Below are 15,162 nucleotides of genomic sequence, written 5' to 3'. Positions count from 1 at the left end.
ATTTTTCCGTTCATGAATCATAAGTTAGCCTTTTCTTGGCACTCTAGTAGTTGGTTTATTGCGATCATGTTAGCGCTACCTATTGCAGCTTTGTTTTATCAAGCTATAGGTCCCAGTGCAGATGTTTTTCAACATCTTATTGATACCGTTCTCCTCGATTATGTTCAAAATACCCTTATTCTGGTGTTTCTGGTTTGTTTAATCAGTAGCATTATTGCGTTACCTGCTGCCTGGCTTATTGCCATGTGTGATTTCCCTGGCCGTAAAAGCTTACAATGGGCGTTGATGTTACCAATGGCCATGCCTGCGTATATCGTCGCTTATATTTATACTGATATGTTTGATTATGCCGGCCCTGTGCAAATCGCTTTACGTGGTGTCTTTGGTTGGCAAAATGCCAGTGATTATTGGTTCTTTGATATTCGTACCATTCCTGGCGCGGCAACTGTTTTAGCTTTGGTGTTATACCCTTATCTGTATTTATTAGCCCGTACCTCATTCCTCGAACAATCAACCAGCCTTATTCAAGCCAGTCGTATGTTGGGCAGTTCACCCTTGTCGAGTTGTCTACGGGTATCTCTGCCGCTGGCACGTCCTGCGATCGCGGTGGGTTTATCGCTAGTGGCGATGGAAACGGTGGCTGATTTTGCTACGGTGAACTATTTTGCGGTTAATACTTTAACCACCGCGGTTTACGATACATGGATTGGTTATGGCAGTTTAACGGCGGCAGCGCAATTATCGGTGATGACATTATCGGTGATCTTATTATTTGTCGGTTTAGAGCGTTTCGCGCGTCGTAAACAGCAAGTATTTCAAAAAAGCATGTTACATGAACAAGAAGTGCGTTATCAGTTAACTGGCGGTGCGAAAGTATTAGCAATGACTTGGTGTTGGTTGCTGGTATTTGCTGGCTTCTTATTACCGTTTGCGGTGTTAGTGAATTATGCTTGGCACTATTTTGCTGAGTCTTGGACCGAAGAGTTTTTTCAATACAGCGCCAACAGTTTAATTCTGGCGGTTATTGTGGCTAGCTTAGCGGTTTTTTGCGCGGTATTACTGGGTTTATACCGTCGTTTAGTCGGTACTAAATACGCGGCTATCCCGGCACGTATTAGCACCATGGGTTATGCGTTGCCTGGTACTGTATTGGCGATTGGTATTATTATCCCGTTGACCTCGGCCGACTTTTTACTCAATGATATCACTGAGCTGTTATGGGACTGGACCCCTGGTTTAGTCTTTACCGGCACCACCTTTGCGCTTATTTTTGCGTATCTTATTCGCTTTTCAGCAATTGCGGTGGGCTCGATTGAAAGCAGTATTGATAAGATATCACCGTCGTTGGATATGGTGACGCGCACACTGGGACACAGTCCGCATAGCATGATCCGTAAAGTGCACATTCCGTTGATCCGTAAAGGTATACTGGCTGGTTTTTTGTTGGTGTTCATTGAATCAATGAAAGAACTGCCAACTGCCTTACTATTACGTCCGTTTAACTATGAAACACTCGCTACTTACGTCTTCCAGTTTGCTTCTGATGAAATGTTAGAGCAGGCAGCACTGGCGGCAATTGTGATCGTGTTAGTTGGACTCATTCCGCTTATTTTCTTAAACCGTTCTTTGGAGCAACAGCATTGATGACTACATCTTCTTCACTTGCTTTACGTATTTCAGATCTACATTGTAGTTATGCTGGCGTTGATATTTTAACGGGACTGGATCTAGATTTAGGCAAAAATGAAATCTTGTGTTTATTAGGGCCAAGCGGCTGTGGTAAAACCACGACATTGAAATTGATTGCTGGGTTATTACCACCAACTCAAGGCAGTATCGAGATTAATGGTCAGGTGGTTGATAATTCGGAGCTTAATCTGGCGCCTGAAAAGCGTAACGTCGGTATGATTTTTCAGGATTACGCATTATTCCCACATTTGACGGTGACAGATAATGTCTTGTTTAGCCAATATAAACAAACCAAGGCAAAGCAAAAAGAGACGCTGGATTATGTGCTTAAATTAGTTAATTTGAGCGAATTCGCTGACCGTTATCCACATCAGCTATCTGGTGGTCAGCAACAACGTGTGGCAATTGCCCGTGCGTTAGCCAGTTCTCCAGAGTTGTTATTACTCGATGAACCTTTCTCTAATATTGATAGCCAAGTACGTCATCACTTGATTGAAGAGATGCGCGGATTGCTTAAGTCGCATAACATGAGCGCTATTTTTGTTACTCACAGTAAAGAAGAAGCGTTTGCTTTTGCGGATCGTTTAGCTGTTTTCCATCAAGGTAAAATTGAGCAGCTGGGTACGCCAAGCGAGTTATATAATCAGCCCGCCACGCGTTTTGTTGCTGATTTCTTAGGTAAGGTGAATTACTTAGATGCTGTGGTATTAGATGACTACAGTGTGCAAACGGTATTAGGTGTGATCACCAGTAAAAAAGCATTAACCGCAGCGATTGGTGAGCATAAACTGTTAGCAATACGCCCACAGCAATTACAGTTACAAGTCGTGGAGCAGGGTATTGCTACTATCAGCCAACAACAATTCTTAGGCATGACGACGCATTGTACGATCTGTTTAGCAGATAAAACGCTAGGGGAGGGGTGTTTGGAATTATCGGTATCGATGCAACAACCTATGCAGGTTGGCGATATGGTCAATGTGACGGTGGCAGAACATGATTTGGTGTTGTTTGATCGTGATTAATGGCTAAGGGCTTTTCGTTGTTGAGGACTTTAAACAGCTAAGGACTTATAAAGAGACATGTTTGGCGTGATAAATATCAGCGCCAAACATGTAACTCAGCTTCGCAGTTGTTTGTGCTTACTGTTAGATATATTCGAATAACTCTTTTACTGCGTTATCTACTTCGGTAATAATACTGGTGCTAGTTGGGGTAATGAAAATAGTATCATCGCCCGCAATCGTCCCTAAAATACCTTCTGTACGCCCTAATGAATCTAATAAACGTGCGATCAATTGCGCTGAGCCTGGGCTTGTTTGGATCACAATCAAGCATTCATTATGGCTAATATCTAATACTAGGTTTTTTAGTTGGCTGCTAATGGTGGGCACACCTAACTCTGCAGGTAGGCAATATACCATTTCATCTTTGGCATTGCGGGTGCGTACGGCACCAAACTTGCTGAGCATGCGTGATACTTTTGATTGATTGACACTATCAAAGCCTTGGTCTTTAAGCGCATCGACAATCTCGCCTTGTGAGCCCAGATGCTCTTCTTTCAATAAACCTTTAAATGCTTTTACTAGTTGATCTTGTTTTTCACTCATATTTGTTACCATGTCAGTTGATTCATCTATAATTCAAGCTGCTAATGCTAAATTCAATGTAATTTTATAATGAAACCTTGGCTAGTTTTATAGCCTATTCATAACTGTTTTATAACTTCTTATAAAATCAGTGACTAAATCATTCATGTGAATAGTAAATGAACTTGAGTCGCGATGAACTGAATAATTATGCATATGATACCAGCCGGGTATATTTTATCTAGCTAATTTGGTTAATTCGGATTTTTTGCATAAAAAACGAATTAAAGTGAATATATATGTTGATTTAGAAGTTTATTCGGTTATTATAATCGCATCTAGTGCAATTATATTCAGTTATCATTATGAGCATCGAATTAAAAAACATCTGTAAATCTTGGGGTCAACTTGATGTGTTACAAAACATCGACCTTAAATGTGCCAAAGGCGAGACCTTAGTTCTGCTTGGTCCAAGTGGTGCCGGTAAGAGTTCTTTACTGCGCGTCCTTAACTTACTTGATACGCCAGATAATGGTTCAATCAGCATTGCCGGTGAAACATTTGATTTTTCTACCAAGCTCAGTGATAAAAAATTAATCAAGCGTAGTCAGATGCTCAGACAGAAAGTCGGTATGGTCTTTCAACAATACAACCTATGGCCACATATGTCTGTGATGGATAACTTAATTGAAGCACCGGTTAAGATTTTAAAGCAAACAAAACAACATGCTCGTGAAGAGGCCATGAAGATCCTTGAGCAATTACAACTAACGGATAAAGCCGATGTATTTCCATTAGCCTTATCCGGTGGTCAACAGCAACGTGTGGCGATTGCACGTGCCTTAATGATGAAACCAGAAGTACTGCTATTTGATGAACCTACTGCGGCGTTAGATCCAGAGGTGACCAACCAAGTAGCTGAAATCATTAAATCACTGGCAATCACAGGTATTACTCAGGTTGTCGTTACGCACGAAGTGGACTTCGCGCGTAAGGTCGCTAGTCAGGTATGTTATCTTGAAAGCGGTGAAATTGTTGAATTTGGTGGTGCAGAGCACTTCCAGAAACCGCAAACGCCACAATTCACACATTATCTAACACATTAGTTTATTTAAAACATTAGATGATTAAAAATATTAGGAATAGGACGACCCAAATGAAAAAACTATTAACAGCATTAATTCTAACTTCAGCCGCCGCGCAAGTAACAGCCGCAGAACAAATCAAATTTGTTACTGAAGCAACGTATCCTCCGTTTGAAATGATGGATGCAAACAACGAATTCCAAGGTTTTGATATTGATATCGCCCGCGCAGTTTGCAGTGAATTAAAAGCGGAATGTAGTTTTGCTAATCAGTCGTTTGATAGTTTGATCCCAAGCCTGAAATTCCGCCGTTATGATGCCGCTATTGCCGCAATGGATGTAACACCAGCACGTCAAAAACAAGTTGATTTTTCTGATGTTTATTACGAGAACTCAGCGGTATTAGTTGCTGAAAAAGGCAAGTATAATGTTGTTGCTGATTTATCAGGTAAAGCAGTAGGTGTACAAAATGGTACCTCTCACCAAGCTTACATGACTGACACATATGCGGATGAAAAAGTATTATTACTTAACTTCCCATCATACCAAAAAGCATTTCTAGACCTTAAAAATGGTCGTATTAACGGTGTGTTCGCTGACTCTGCTGTTGCCCATGATTGGTTGAGCAAGCACAGTGATGGTAACTACGAAACAGTTGGTAAAGCCGTGACTGACGCGAAATACTTTGGTGCTGGTTTTGCTATCGCAGTACGTAAAGATAACGCTGAATTATTAGCTAAACTGAACAAAGGTTTGCAAGCAATTAAAGCGAACGGTACTTACGATAAGATTTACGCAAAATACTTTGCTAAATAACAGATAACAGTGTTTAATCTCGACCTGATTTGGTTTGCAATATCAGGGCATAATAGTCAAGTTATTGTGGTCACGAGATAATTCATTTTAAAGTGCCTTTTAGGGGCACTTTTTGTTTTTACGTTCCGGAGTTTTTATGGATCTTTTGCAGCTTCAATTATTATTGGATGCAACAAAAATCACCCTTGGCCTGGCGCTAACATCCTTGTTGGTTGGCTTGGTTCTCGCTATTCTATTCTGTGTTGCAGAAATGCAAAAGAACCCATTGATTGCCAAGCCGATTAGCTTGTTTGTGACGATATTGCGTGGCTTACCTGAGATCTTGATTGTGTTCTTTATCTTCTTCGGTGGCACCCATATTCTGTTTTTATTAACCGATGAATTTTATGACATCAGTCCGTTCTGGAGTGGTGTGGTTGCTTTGTCGCTTATCTTTGCTTCTTATGCCTCGCAAACCTTGCGTGCGGCGATTCAATCAGTACCAAAAGGTCAGCAACAAGGCGCTCAAGCACTTGGTATGGGCCCAGTTCGTTGCTTCCTGCGTATTACCTTACCGCAAGCATGGCGTTTAGCGCTGCCGGGTTTAGGCAATCAGTGGATGGTATTATTAAAAGATACCGCCTTAGTTTCCCTCATTGGTGTGACAGACTTGATGAAGCAAGCGGATTTATTATCAGGCAGTACTTATAAGCCATTTACCTTTTTAGTTGCGGCGGCGGCGATTTACCTGATTATTACCTTGATTAGTCAATGGATGTTAAAGCACCTTGATAATCACATTAACCGTTTTGATGCCGGAGTAGCAAAATGACGTTAGATCACTTCTGGTTATTATTTAACGGCTTGAGCACGACGCTGGAAATTACCTTTTTTAGTTTATTATTTGGCTCTATCCTTGCGGTCGGTTTAACGCTGGCGATGGTCAATAAGATCCCTGGATTAAATTTATTAGCCCGGACTATTATTTTAATCTTTACTGGTACGCCATTACTGATCCAAATATTTTTGGTTTACAGCGGCCCATCGCAGTTTGAAGTGATTAGACATAGCTTTTTATGGGATTACCTAAGCCAAGCGAAAATTTGCGCTATTATTGCCTTAGCCTTTAATACCGCGGCTTATTCATCACTTTTATTTAAAGGTGCGATTGAATCTGTGCCACGCGGTGAATGGGATGCCTGTAAAGCCCTTGGTATGACGCGGGGACAAACGCTCGCGGTTATCGTGCCGCATGCGCTGCGCCGTGTATTACCGTCTTATTCTAACGAAGTGATTTTGGTACTGAAGGGCACGTCATTAGCCAGTTCAATTACCATCATGGATGTGATGGGTTATGCTAATCAAATCAATGGCCAAACCTATGATGCGTTAATGGCCTTTTCTGCTGCGGGTATTATCTACTTAGGCATGAATGGTATTTTAGTATTAATCTTTAAACAGTTAGAGAAAAAAGCCCTCGCGTTTCAATCGTAATTGATGTTGTTATCGGTTCATTTATTTCGTCATTGCTGATTAGCAGCGAAATAGATGAACCAGTATATTCATTTCACCTGAAAGCCAATTCCTGTCAGATAGAAAGCCAACGCTTTAAAACGCCAGTGTAATGCATTATTTACCCTGCATATCGGCGTTGTTAATTGTTTTTTCGTCAATGTTGCAGTAAGGTAGCAGTGATTCAAGGAATTTGTGAATATTGTATTCTACATAAACAATTAAGATAATGGAGACGTCTATGAAAGTCGCTGTATTAGGTGCTGCTGGCGGTATCGGTCAAGCTTTAGCCCTACTTTTGAAAACTCAACTACCTGCTGGTTCTGATTTATCACTTTATGATATCGCACCAGTAACTCCAGGTGTTGCTGTTGATTTAAGCCACATCCCTACAGACGTTACTATTGCTGGTTTTGCTGGTATGGATCCAACGGATGCACTTGTTGGTGCTGATGTTGTTCTTATCTCTGCGGGTGTTGCTCGTAAACCAGGTATGGACCGTTCAGATCTATTCAATATCAATGCTGGCATTATCAAAAATCTAGCAGGTAAATGTGCTGAAGTATGCCCAAATGCATGTATCGGTATCATTACTAACCCAGTAAATACGACTGTGCCAATCGCTGCAGAAGTACTTAAGCAAGCCGGTGTTTACGACAAACGTAAATTATTCGGTATTACCACGCTGGATGTGATTCGTTCTGAAACTTTTGTTAGTGCGCTTAAAGGCATCTCACTTGCTGACGTTGAAGTACCGGTTATTGGTGGTCACTCAGGCGTTACAATTCTACCGTTACTTTCTCAAGTTAAAGGTGTTGAATTTACAGCTGAAGAAGTTGTTGCATTAACATCACGTATCCAAAATGCGGGTACTGAAGTTGTTGAAGCTAAAGCGGGTGGCGGTTCTGCGACACTTTCTATGGGCCAAGCAGCTGCACGTTTCGGTCTATCTCTTGTTCGCGCACTACAAGGTGAAGAAGGTATCGTTGAGTGTACTTATGTTGACGGTGGTTCTGATCACGCTACATTCTTCGCACAACCTGTACTACTAGGTAAAAACGGCGTCGAAGAAGTATTAGCATACGGCGAGTTAAGCGAATTTGAAGCTAACGCACGTGATGCAATGTTAGAAGAACTAAAAGCGAACATCACCTTAGGTGAAGAATTCGTTGCTGGTTAATCATTATTATTAGCCGTTTAGGTTAATGGTGATTAAAATTGAAACCCAAGTTATCGTAACTTGGGTTTTTTTTATTTAAGAAAACGATACTTTGGCCGATATATCTATTACCACAGTCTATTATCACAGTAATTGTGATCGCCACACATAATCGCTTAGGTTCATTGATATGCTTACAACACCGATAACGAAATTAACAACAATTTACCGTCACGTGAAAGCGGTATTATGCGTGGTAATAGCGAGTGTATCTGTGTCTGGTGTTAATGTGCTTGCAGCGGAAAACAGCGGTGACTCGCTAATATCAAGTATGCCAGTTTCAAGCAAGCAGGCGGCAAGTAAGTCGCTAGCAAGTAAACCGGTTGGCGAAAAAGAACAACGTATCACCGACAGTGGCAAGCGCGCTGTTGCAGCTGAAGAAGCCGGTAACACTAAAACTAAGTATAGCGATTTCCCCAGTGCGGTTGAGTTATATAGTGATGATGAATTAAACCAATTAATCGGCGCAAATACCCATCTACAACGAGTGCGTGCAGATGAATGTCAGCTTGTTGCTGATATTAAAGTCCGTGCTGAATTAGTGAAGTTGCCAAGCTATCAATTTTTATGGGGTGATATGCTAGCTTGGGGTGTGTGTGTAGATAAGAATGCCGAACTCGGCGTTTACTTCATGCGTGCTGCTGCCAGTCAAGGTCAGCCTAGAGCATTAGAGCAACTGGGTCGTTATTATGTGCAAGGTCAATTTGTGCAACAAGATATCGACCGGGCGCTGCCGTTATTTGAGCAGTCGGCGAAACTCGGTTTTTTACCTGCTAAAATACAGTGGGCCGAGTTGCTCGTACGAGGTTATGGCAGCCCTTATGATTATCAAACCGCCTACAGTTATTTGTATAATACCGTGACGGCAGATGCTAAGATGCACGAAAAATTAGCCCGATTATTAGCCCAATTAGAAAATAGAATGCCTGAACGTGTAGTTATAGCAGCAAAGAATGCTGCTAAATATCAGTAACCACAGGGCATTAAATATGTTATCGGCGCTAACTGAATAGTCAATTAGAGTTAGTTTCGATTCGATCCTATGCTCATTTATTACTATCCTTCTCGTATACCGACTTACTTAGGGTACAAAACTGTATCCTAATGTGGTTTGGGTATATAATCCGAACGATATTCCTACCAATTTGGACCTTCTATGAGTAAAGACCCTTTCCATACGCGTGAGCAGGAAAAATACAGCAATCCAATTCCTAGTCGAGAATTTATTCTTGATTATCTTCGTAGCCTAGAAAATTCGATTAATCGTGAGCAAATATTTGCTGGATTAAAATTAGCAGGTGATGAACACGAAGAAGCTTTACGTCGTCGCTTACGTGCGATGGAGCGTGATGGGCAGTTGATTTTCGCTCGTAACAGAACTTATGAATTACCTGAACGCTTAGATTTATTGGAAGGACTAGTATTAGGCCATCGCGATGGTTTTGGCTTTTTCCGCCCAGATGACGGTGGTAAAGATTTATTTATCTCTATCCGTCAAATGTCGACGTTATTCCATGGCGATCGTATTCTGGCACAACCAGTAAAAGAAGAGTTTAAAGGCCGTAAAGAAGCACGTTTTGTACGTGTACTTGATGGCGAACCTTTGCAACTTGTTGGTCGTGTTTATCTCGATAAAGGCGTTGCCTTTGTACGTCCAGATGATAGCCGTATTAAACAAGAAATACGTATCAGTGATGAAGAGCGTCTTGGTGCTCGAGCTGGTCAAATGGTTGTGACTGAAATTCTAAAACGTCCAACTTATAACTTACCTGCACTTGGTAAAGTTGTAGAAGTGCTGGGTGAAAATATGGCACCCGGTATGGAAATTCAAGTGGCGATCCGCACACATGATATTCCGCACGTATGGCCGGAACATATTCTTGATGACATGAAAGAATTGTCACCAGAAGTACCTGAAGACGCGAAACTAAATCGTGTTGATTTACGTGATTTACCTTTGCTAACGATTGATGGTGAAGATGCACGCGATTTCGATGATGCGGTATTCTGTGAACGTAAAAAAAGCGGTGGCTGGCGTTTATGGGTAGCGATTGCTGACGTAAGTTCATATGTACAAACTAATTCAGATTTAGATCTGGAAGCACAAGGTCGAGGTAACTCAGTTTACTTCCCTGAGCAAGTTGTGCCTATGCTGCCAGAAGTATTATCAAATGGTTTATGTTCATTGAACCCACACGTAGATCGTCTATGTATGGTTTGTGAAATGACAGTTTCTGATGCTGGTCGTTTATCTGGTTATAAGTTCTATGAAGCAGTGATGAACTCACATGCGCGTTTAACTTATACCAAAGTAGCTAACATTCTTGATGGTGATGCTGAACTTCGCACTGAATACCAAGCGGTAGTGCCACATCTTCACGAATTGCATAACATGTACAAAGTCTTGAAAGTGGCACGCTCTGAGCGTGGTGCAATTGAATTTGAAACGTTAGAAACGCGTTTCGTCTTTAATGAACATCGTAAAATCGACAAGATCGTACCTGTTGTACGTAACGATGCACATAAATTAATTGAAGAATGCATGATCTTAGCAAACGTTGCATCAGCGCGTTTTGTGAGTAAGCATAAAGCGGCAGCGTTATTACGTGTGCATGATACTCCAGGCGAAGAAAAGCTAGTTAACTTCAGAAGCTTCTTAAGTGAAACTGGCCTAGAGCTGGGTGGCGGTTTGAAACCAACACCACTTGATTACGCTGCTTTGATTAGCAGTATTCAAGATCGTCCGGATAAAGAACTTATCCAAACTATGCTGCTACGTTCAATGAAACAAGCGGTATATCAAGAAGAAAATAACGGTCACTTTGGTTTAGCGTTAACAGCTTATGGTCACTTTACGTCGCCAATTCGTCGTTACCCTGATTTAGTATTACACCGTGCAATCAAGTTTGAACTTGCTAACCAAGCTGCAGTTAAAGCTGGTTCGCCACTAACGAAACGTTGGACTAGCACGGGTGGTTATTGCTACCAGGTGAGTGATGTTGAGACATTAGGTGAGCATTGCTCATTAACAGAACGTCGTGCTGATGATGCTACGCGTGATGTGTCAGACTTCTTGAAGTGTGAATACATGCAAGATCACCTTGGTGATACCTTTGATGGTGTGATCGCTGCAGTAACAAACTTTGGTTTCTTTGTTCGTATCAAAAACTTAAACATCGATGGCTTGGTACATGTATCTAGCTTACGTGGTGATTATTATAACTTTGATGGCGGACGCCAAACATTGCGTGGCGAAAAAAGTGGCGTTGAATACCGCATTGGCGATCAAGTTGAAGTTAAAGTATTAGCGATCAACATGAACGACAAGAAGATTGATCTTGAGCTTGCGGGTGCGGTAACACACAGCCGTCGTAGCAAAAGTAAACCTGCTGCATTTTCTGGTAAACGTAAGCCTGAAGGCACAAAAGCAAAGCCGGTCAAAAAGACTAAATTGAAGTTGAAAACGGATGATGCAGTCGTGGCGAGTGCGGCAGATAAAGCGCGCGTTGCTGCGAAGTTAAAGCCGCAAACTGTTGATACTGTTGAAAAAGGCGCATCACCGTTTGATGACGCTAAACCGAAGGGCAAGGCTAAACCAGCTAAGAAGAAAGTAAAAGCTAAAGTTAAGTCGCGTCCCGGTAGAGCCGAACGTTCAAAGCAAAAAGCAAACAAATAGCAATAGTAATAATAGTAATAAGGTAGAGAGATACAATGAGCAGTGAACTAATTTTCGGTATTCATGCAGTTAAATCATTACTGGAGCATGAACCAGAGCGCTTCATTGAAGTATATGCACTGAAGGGTCGTGAAGATGACCGTCTAACACCGTTAATCGCAGAATTAAATGATATCGGTATTGCAGTGCAATTAGTCAATCGTAATACACTGGATAAAAAGTGCGACGGTGGCCGTCATAACGGTGTATTAGCACGCGTTATTGAAGGCAAAAAGCTAAACGAATCAGATCTTGATACGTTACTTAACCGTATTGAAGAGAAAGAAGAACACCCATTCTTATTGATTCTTGATGGTGTTACTGATCCGCACAACCTAGGCGCTTGTCTACGTAGTGCTGATGCGGCTGGTGTACACGCTGTTATCGTACCAAAAGATAAATCAGTACAACTGACATCTGTGGTACGTAAAGTAGCATGTGGTGCAGCTGAAACAGTGCCACTGATTGCGGTGACAAACCTTGCACGTACCATGCGTGAACTACAAGACCGTCGCATCTGGATCATCGGTACTGCGGGCGAAGCAACGCAAGATTTATATCAGCCTAAACTAATGGGTCCATTAGCAATTGCGATGGGTGCGGAAGAAAAAGGTCTACGTCGTTTAACGCGTGAACATTGTGATGAGCTAGTTAGCATCCCAATGGCTGGTAGTATTTCAAGCTTGAACGTATCAGTAGCAGCTGGTGTTTGTTTGTTTGAAGTTGTGCGTCAACGCCAAGCTAAATAACGATAAATTGTAGTTTTACGATTAAGTTGAACTACAATGAATTGAGATAAAAAAAGCGTCCTTTGGACGCTTTCTTATTAACTATGGTTTTATTTTTACATCAGGCTATCAGTGCTGACGCGCTATATTGATGTTCTGTATTGCTAGGCATCCATTACATCTGACGCTTCGCTCTTACCGTCGCTATTGACGTGCACGTCGTTGCTAGCAATTTTAGTGCCTTTTGGCATCTTAACGACTAATGTTTTGGCTAAGTCATCATGCAGACAACGGCGTTTATCACCTCTGAAAATAGCCAGGAAGTTACTGACAGTAATGATAAAACCAAAAAATGGCAGGTAAGCCGCAACCCAAAATGGCAGATAACGCTTAAGGATGATGTCTTGCAAGCTCAGACGTTGGCCATTCTCACCGACCACCGCAATACCAACAATACGTTTACCTAAGGTTTGACCGTACTCTTTTAGCAGGTAGCTGTTTAATGCCATAAATAGCAGTATTTCAAGTAACGAAACTTTGACTTGAGTAGCGAATGAAATCGTGAAATTTTCATCGATACCGGCACTTAAATTCAATAAATCAAAACCGAGAATAAACGGCACTAACATAATCGTCGGAAAAACGATTTTATCTAATACTGCGGCTTGAAAACGTTGTGCTAACGTAGCAAGTTCCACATATTGACGAGATGATGAAGGTTCTGGTTGCATATGGCTTCTATAAATTAGTTAGTTAACTGGAGTTCAGACCTAGATGATAATCAATCCTTAGCGTAACAATCAAGATCTACTCGCACTTATTTATTCAATCCAAGTTTATTCAACCCAAGTTTTGATTCACAGGGTAAAGATTATTGTTATTATGCTAGTAGATGTTTAATTTTAGTATAAGGGATGGGTTATGACTTGGATGTGTTGTCAGTTTAGTGAGTTGTCGAGTTTGCAGCTTTATGATGTATTGCAATTACGCGCGGCTATTTTTGTGGTTGAACAAGATTGTCCTTATCAAGATATTGATGGTTTGGATATTCATCCTGAAACCCGTCATGTACTGCATTATAATGGCAATGGGGAACTATTAGCTTACCTGCGTATCTTAGCGGCAGGTGTTAGTTACCCTGATGTCGCGATTGGCCGAGTGGTTACTGCGGCGTCAGCGCGTGGGCAGGGACTTGGTCATCAATTATTAGAGCGTGGTATTAGTGCTGCAAAATCAGCATGGCCTGAGCAGGACCTATACCTTTCCGCACAAGCGCATCTACAGCATTATTATCAGGGTTATGGATTTGTGACTGTTACGGCTGAATATTTGGAAGATGGAATTCCCCACGTTGGCATGCGCTACCGTGAAAGTTAGTTTTGTAGATATTTACGATTATCTTCCAGTCGTGGTTGTATTATGGTGAGTGACTCTATATAATTCGCCGTCTCGAAATTAGTCATTTTTCTATACGTTCCTTGCCTCGATGGACCGACTAAGCCAGAGCCGAGGCTGATTAAACCCGTGAGGAGCTTACGATGCGTCATTACGAAATCGTATTTATGGTTCACCCAGATCAGAGTGAACAAGTTACAGGCATGATTGAGCGTTACAGCGCAGTTGTGACTGAAGCAAATGGTACTATCCACCGTCTAGAAGACTGGGGTCGTCGCCAATTAGCATACCCAATCAACAAACTTCATAAAGCTCACTATGTTCTTATGAACATTGAAGCTGGCCAAGATGTTATTGATGAGCTAGAAAATAACTTCCGCTTTAACGACGCAGTGATCCGCAACATGATCCTACGTACTAAAGGTGTAGTTACTGAAGCTTCTCCAATGGCTAAAGCTAAAGAAGAACGCCGTGAAGCGCCAACTGCTGCTACTGAAGCACCAGCTGCTGCTGAATAATAGCGTTTAGCTATAGGTATTGTTTATTGGATAACATTTAGTTATCCAATTTGTTGAGAAGATTTTAGGAGATTTTCATTATGGCACGTTTTTTCCGTCGTCGTAAATTCTGTCGTTTCACTTCTGAAGGTGTTACGGAGATTGATTATAAAGATATCGCTACGTTAAAAAATTACGTAACTGAAAGCGGTAAAATTGTACCAAGTCGTATTACTGGCACACGTGCTAAGTACCAACGTCAACTTGGTCGTGCGATTAAACGCGCACGTTACTTGTCTCTACTTCCATACACTGACTTACATAAGTAAGCTATTGTTTGGTCGTCAAGACTAACTCTATATTTTTGAGGAAAGGTAATGCAAGTAATTTTATTAGACAAGATCGCTAAGTTAGGTAACTTAGGCGAGACTGTTAACGTTAAAGCTGGTTATGCTCGTAACTTCCTTTTACCGAAAGGTAAAGCTGTTCTAGCAACTAAATCTAACGTTGAATCTTTTGAAGCACGTCGTGCTGAACTAGAAGCATCTGTAGCTGCTGTTAAAGCAACTGCTGAAGCTAAAGCTGCAACAATCAATGCTCTAGAAGCTATTGTAATTGCAACTAAAGCTGGTGACGAAGGTAAGATTTTCGGTTCTATTGGTACTCGTGACATCGCTGATGCGATCGTTGCTGCTGGTGTTGAAGTTGCTAAAAGCGAAGTTCGTCTTCCTGAAGGCGCTCTACGTACTCTTGGTGAGTTCGAAGTTAGCATCCAAGTACACAGCGAAGTATTCGCTACAGTAAACCTACAAATCGTAGCTGAAGCTTAATTTAAAGTTTAACTTTAGATTAACTACAGAATAAAGCCATGGCCTAGGTCATGGCTTTTTTTATGTCTGCGATTTAGTATTTTACGATAACATTTGTCTCACTCATAAC

The 15,162-nt window shown here is 41.5% G+C and carries 16 protein-coding genes; 14 read left to right on the top strand and 2 right to left on the bottom strand.

Features of this window, described 5'->3' with window-relative positions:
• Window positions 1-12: 12 nt before the first annotated feature.
• Window positions 13-1,644 carry an iron ABC transporter permease gene (locus CXF93_RS19520; RefSeq protein ID WP_101064177.1) on the top strand — a complete coding sequence of 544 codons (1,632 nt, stop codon included), beginning with the start codon at window positions 13-15 and terminating at the stop codon, window positions 1,642-1,644.
• A complete protein-coding gene (locus CXF93_RS19515) occupies window positions 1,644-2,714 on the top strand; it encodes an ABC transporter ATP-binding protein (RefSeq protein ID WP_101064176.1) in 1,071 nt (356 codons plus the stop codon). Before CXF93_RS19520 ends, CXF93_RS19515 begins: the two co-directional genes overlap by 1 nt.
• Window positions 2,715-2,837: 123 nt before the next feature.
• Here CXF93_RS19515 and argR read toward each other — a convergent pair whose 3' ends face one another.
• A complete protein-coding gene (argR, locus tag CXF93_RS19510) occupies window positions 2,838-3,299 on the bottom strand; it encodes a transcriptional regulator ArgR (RefSeq protein ID WP_101064175.1) in 462 nt (153 codons plus the stop codon).
• 344 nt (window positions 3,300-3,643) lie between these two features.
• Between argR and artP the strand changes: the two genes are divergently transcribed.
• The 8 genes from artP (at window position 3,644) to rlmB (ending at window position 12,352) form a co-directional block, all read left to right on the top strand.
• Window positions 3,644-4,384 (top strand): arginine ABC transporter ATP-binding protein ArtP, encoded by a 741-nt coding sequence (gene artP, locus CXF93_RS19505; RefSeq protein WP_101064174.1) that lies wholly within the window; start codon window positions 3,644-3,646, stop codon window positions 4,382-4,384.
• A gap of 50 nt (window positions 4,385-4,434) precedes the next feature.
• The gene (locus CXF93_RS19500; RefSeq protein ID WP_101064173.1) at window positions 4,435-5,178 is read left to right on the top strand and encodes a lysine/arginine/ornithine ABC transporter substrate-binding protein; all 744 of its coding nucleotides are present in this window, start codon (window positions 4,435-4,437) and stop codon (window positions 5,176-5,178) included.
• Between the two features lie 136 nt (window positions 5,179-5,314).
• Complete coding sequence (artQ, locus tag CXF93_RS19495; protein WP_101064172.1) at window positions 5,315-5,989, top strand: arginine ABC transporter permease ArtQ; 675 nt, start codon at window positions 5,315-5,317, stop codon at window positions 5,987-5,989.
• The gene (gene artM, locus CXF93_RS19490; RefSeq protein ID WP_101064171.1) at window positions 5,986-6,651 is read left to right on the top strand and encodes an arginine ABC transporter permease ArtM; all 666 of its coding nucleotides are present in this window, start codon (window positions 5,986-5,988) and stop codon (window positions 6,649-6,651) included. Before artQ ends, artM begins: the two co-directional genes overlap by 4 nt.
• Window positions 6,652-6,910: 259 nt before the next feature.
• Window positions 6,911-7,849: a malate dehydrogenase gene (gene mdh, locus CXF93_RS19485; protein WP_101064170.1), complete on the top strand. Its 939-nt coding sequence runs from the start codon at window positions 6,911-6,913 to the stop codon at window positions 7,847-7,849.
• Between the two features lie 169 nt (window positions 7,850-8,018).
• Window positions 8,019-8,861: a tetratricopeptide repeat protein gene (locus tag CXF93_RS19480; protein WP_101064169.1), complete on the top strand. Its 843-nt coding sequence runs from the start codon at window positions 8,019-8,021 to the stop codon at window positions 8,859-8,861.
• A 183-nt stretch (window positions 8,862-9,044) separates the two neighbouring features.
• Window positions 9,045-11,564, top strand: a complete 2,520-nt coding sequence (gene rnr / locus CXF93_RS19475; protein WP_101064168.1) for a ribonuclease R — start codon at window positions 9,045-9,047, stop codon at window positions 11,562-11,564.
• A gap of 35 nt (window positions 11,565-11,599) precedes the next feature.
• Complete coding sequence (rlmB, locus tag CXF93_RS19470; RefSeq protein WP_101064167.1) at window positions 11,600-12,352, top strand: 23S rRNA (guanosine(2251)-2'-O)-methyltransferase RlmB; 753 nt, start codon at window positions 11,600-11,602, stop codon at window positions 12,350-12,352.
• A 143-nt stretch (window positions 12,353-12,495) separates the two neighbouring features.
• Here the strand turns inward: rlmB and CXF93_RS19465 are convergent, their stop codons facing one another.
• A complete protein-coding gene (locus CXF93_RS19465; RefSeq protein ID WP_101064166.1) occupies window positions 12,496-13,062 on the bottom strand; it encodes an RDD family protein in 567 nt (188 codons plus the stop codon).
• Window positions 13,063-13,252: 190 nt separating this feature from the next.
• On the opposite strand from CXF93_RS19465, the gene CXF93_RS19460 reads away from it, so the two are divergent.
• From CXF93_RS19460 to rplI, 4 genes are all read left to right on the top strand, one after another.
• A complete protein-coding gene (locus CXF93_RS19460) occupies window positions 13,253-13,708 on the top strand; it encodes a GNAT family N-acetyltransferase (RefSeq protein ID WP_101064165.1) in 456 nt (151 codons plus the stop codon).
• Between the two features lie 161 nt (window positions 13,709-13,869).
• Window positions 13,870-14,244 (top strand): 30S ribosomal protein S6, encoded by a 375-nt coding sequence (rpsF, locus tag CXF93_RS19455; protein ID WP_017222827.1) that lies wholly within the window; start codon window positions 13,870-13,872, stop codon window positions 14,242-14,244.
• A gap of 80 nt (window positions 14,245-14,324) precedes the next feature.
• Window positions 14,325-14,552, top strand: a complete 228-nt coding sequence (rpsR, locus tag CXF93_RS19450; protein WP_006030173.1) for a 30S ribosomal protein S18 — start codon at window positions 14,325-14,327, stop codon at window positions 14,550-14,552.
• A 48-nt stretch (window positions 14,553-14,600) separates the two neighbouring features.
• The gene (rplI, locus tag CXF93_RS19445) at window positions 14,601-15,053 is read left to right on the top strand and encodes a 50S ribosomal protein L9 (protein WP_101064164.1); all 453 of its coding nucleotides are present in this window, start codon (window positions 14,601-14,603) and stop codon (window positions 15,051-15,053) included.
• The last annotated feature ends 109 nt before the right edge of the window (window positions 15,054-15,162 follow it).

This window comes from Moritella sp. Urea-trap-13 (assembly GCF_002836355.1).
Lineage (GTDB): Bacteria > Pseudomonadota > Gammaproteobacteria > Enterobacterales > Moritellaceae > Moritella.
This window is presented reverse-complemented; position numbering and strand designations above follow the sequence as displayed.

Bases quoted from the DNA above. Each gene is read 5' to 3' on its own strand.
- CXF93_RS19500 (WP_101064173.1), top strand. From the start codon at position 4,435: ATGAAAAAACTATTAACAGCATTAATTCTAACTTCAGCCGCCGCGCAA.
- CXF93_RS19520 (WP_101064177.1), top strand. From the start codon at position 13: ATGAATCATAAGTTAGCCTTTTCTTGGCACTCTAGTAGTTGGTTTATT.
- rnr (WP_101064168.1), top strand. From the start codon at position 9,045: ATGAGTAAAGACCCTTTCCATACGCGTGAGCAGGAAAAATACAGCAAT.
- rplI (WP_101064164.1), top strand. From the start codon at position 14,601: ATGCAAGTAATTTTATTAGACAAGATCGCTAAGTTAGGTAACTTAGGC.
- rlmB (WP_101064167.1), top strand. From the start codon at position 11,600: ATGAGCAGTGAACTAATTTTCGGTATTCATGCAGTTAAATCATTACTG.
- artQ (WP_101064172.1), top strand. From the start codon at position 5,315: ATGGATCTTTTGCAGCTTCAATTATTATTGGATGCAACAAAAATCACC.
- mdh (WP_101064170.1), top strand. From the start codon at position 6,911: ATGAAAGTCGCTGTATTAGGTGCTGCTGGCGGTATCGGTCAAGCTTTA.
- CXF93_RS19515 (WP_101064176.1), top strand. From the start codon at position 1,644: ATGACTACATCTTCTTCACTTGCTTTACGTATTTCAGATCTACATTGT.
- rpsF (WP_017222827.1), top strand. From the start codon at position 13,870: ATGCGTCATTACGAAATCGTATTTATGGTTCACCCAGATCAGAGTGAA.
- rpsR (WP_006030173.1), top strand. From the start codon at position 14,325: ATGGCACGTTTTTTCCGTCGTCGTAAATTCTGTCGTTTCACTTCTGAA.
- argR (WP_101064175.1), bottom strand. From the start codon at position 3,299: ATGAGTGAAAAACAAGATCAACTAGTAAAAGCATTTAAAGGTTTATTG.
- CXF93_RS19480 (WP_101064169.1), top strand. From the start codon at position 8,019: ATGCTTACAACACCGATAACGAAATTAACAACAATTTACCGTCACGTG.
- CXF93_RS19460 (WP_101064165.1), top strand. From the start codon at position 13,253: ATGACTTGGATGTGTTGTCAGTTTAGTGAGTTGTCGAGTTTGCAGCTT.
- CXF93_RS19465 (WP_101064166.1), bottom strand. From the start codon at position 13,062: ATGCAACCAGAACCTTCATCATCTCGTCAATATGTGGAACTTGCTACG.
- artP (WP_101064174.1), top strand. From the start codon at position 3,644: ATGAGCATCGAATTAAAAAACATCTGTAAATCTTGGGGTCAACTTGAT.
- artM (WP_101064171.1), top strand. From the start codon at position 5,986: ATGACGTTAGATCACTTCTGGTTATTATTTAACGGCTTGAGCACGACG.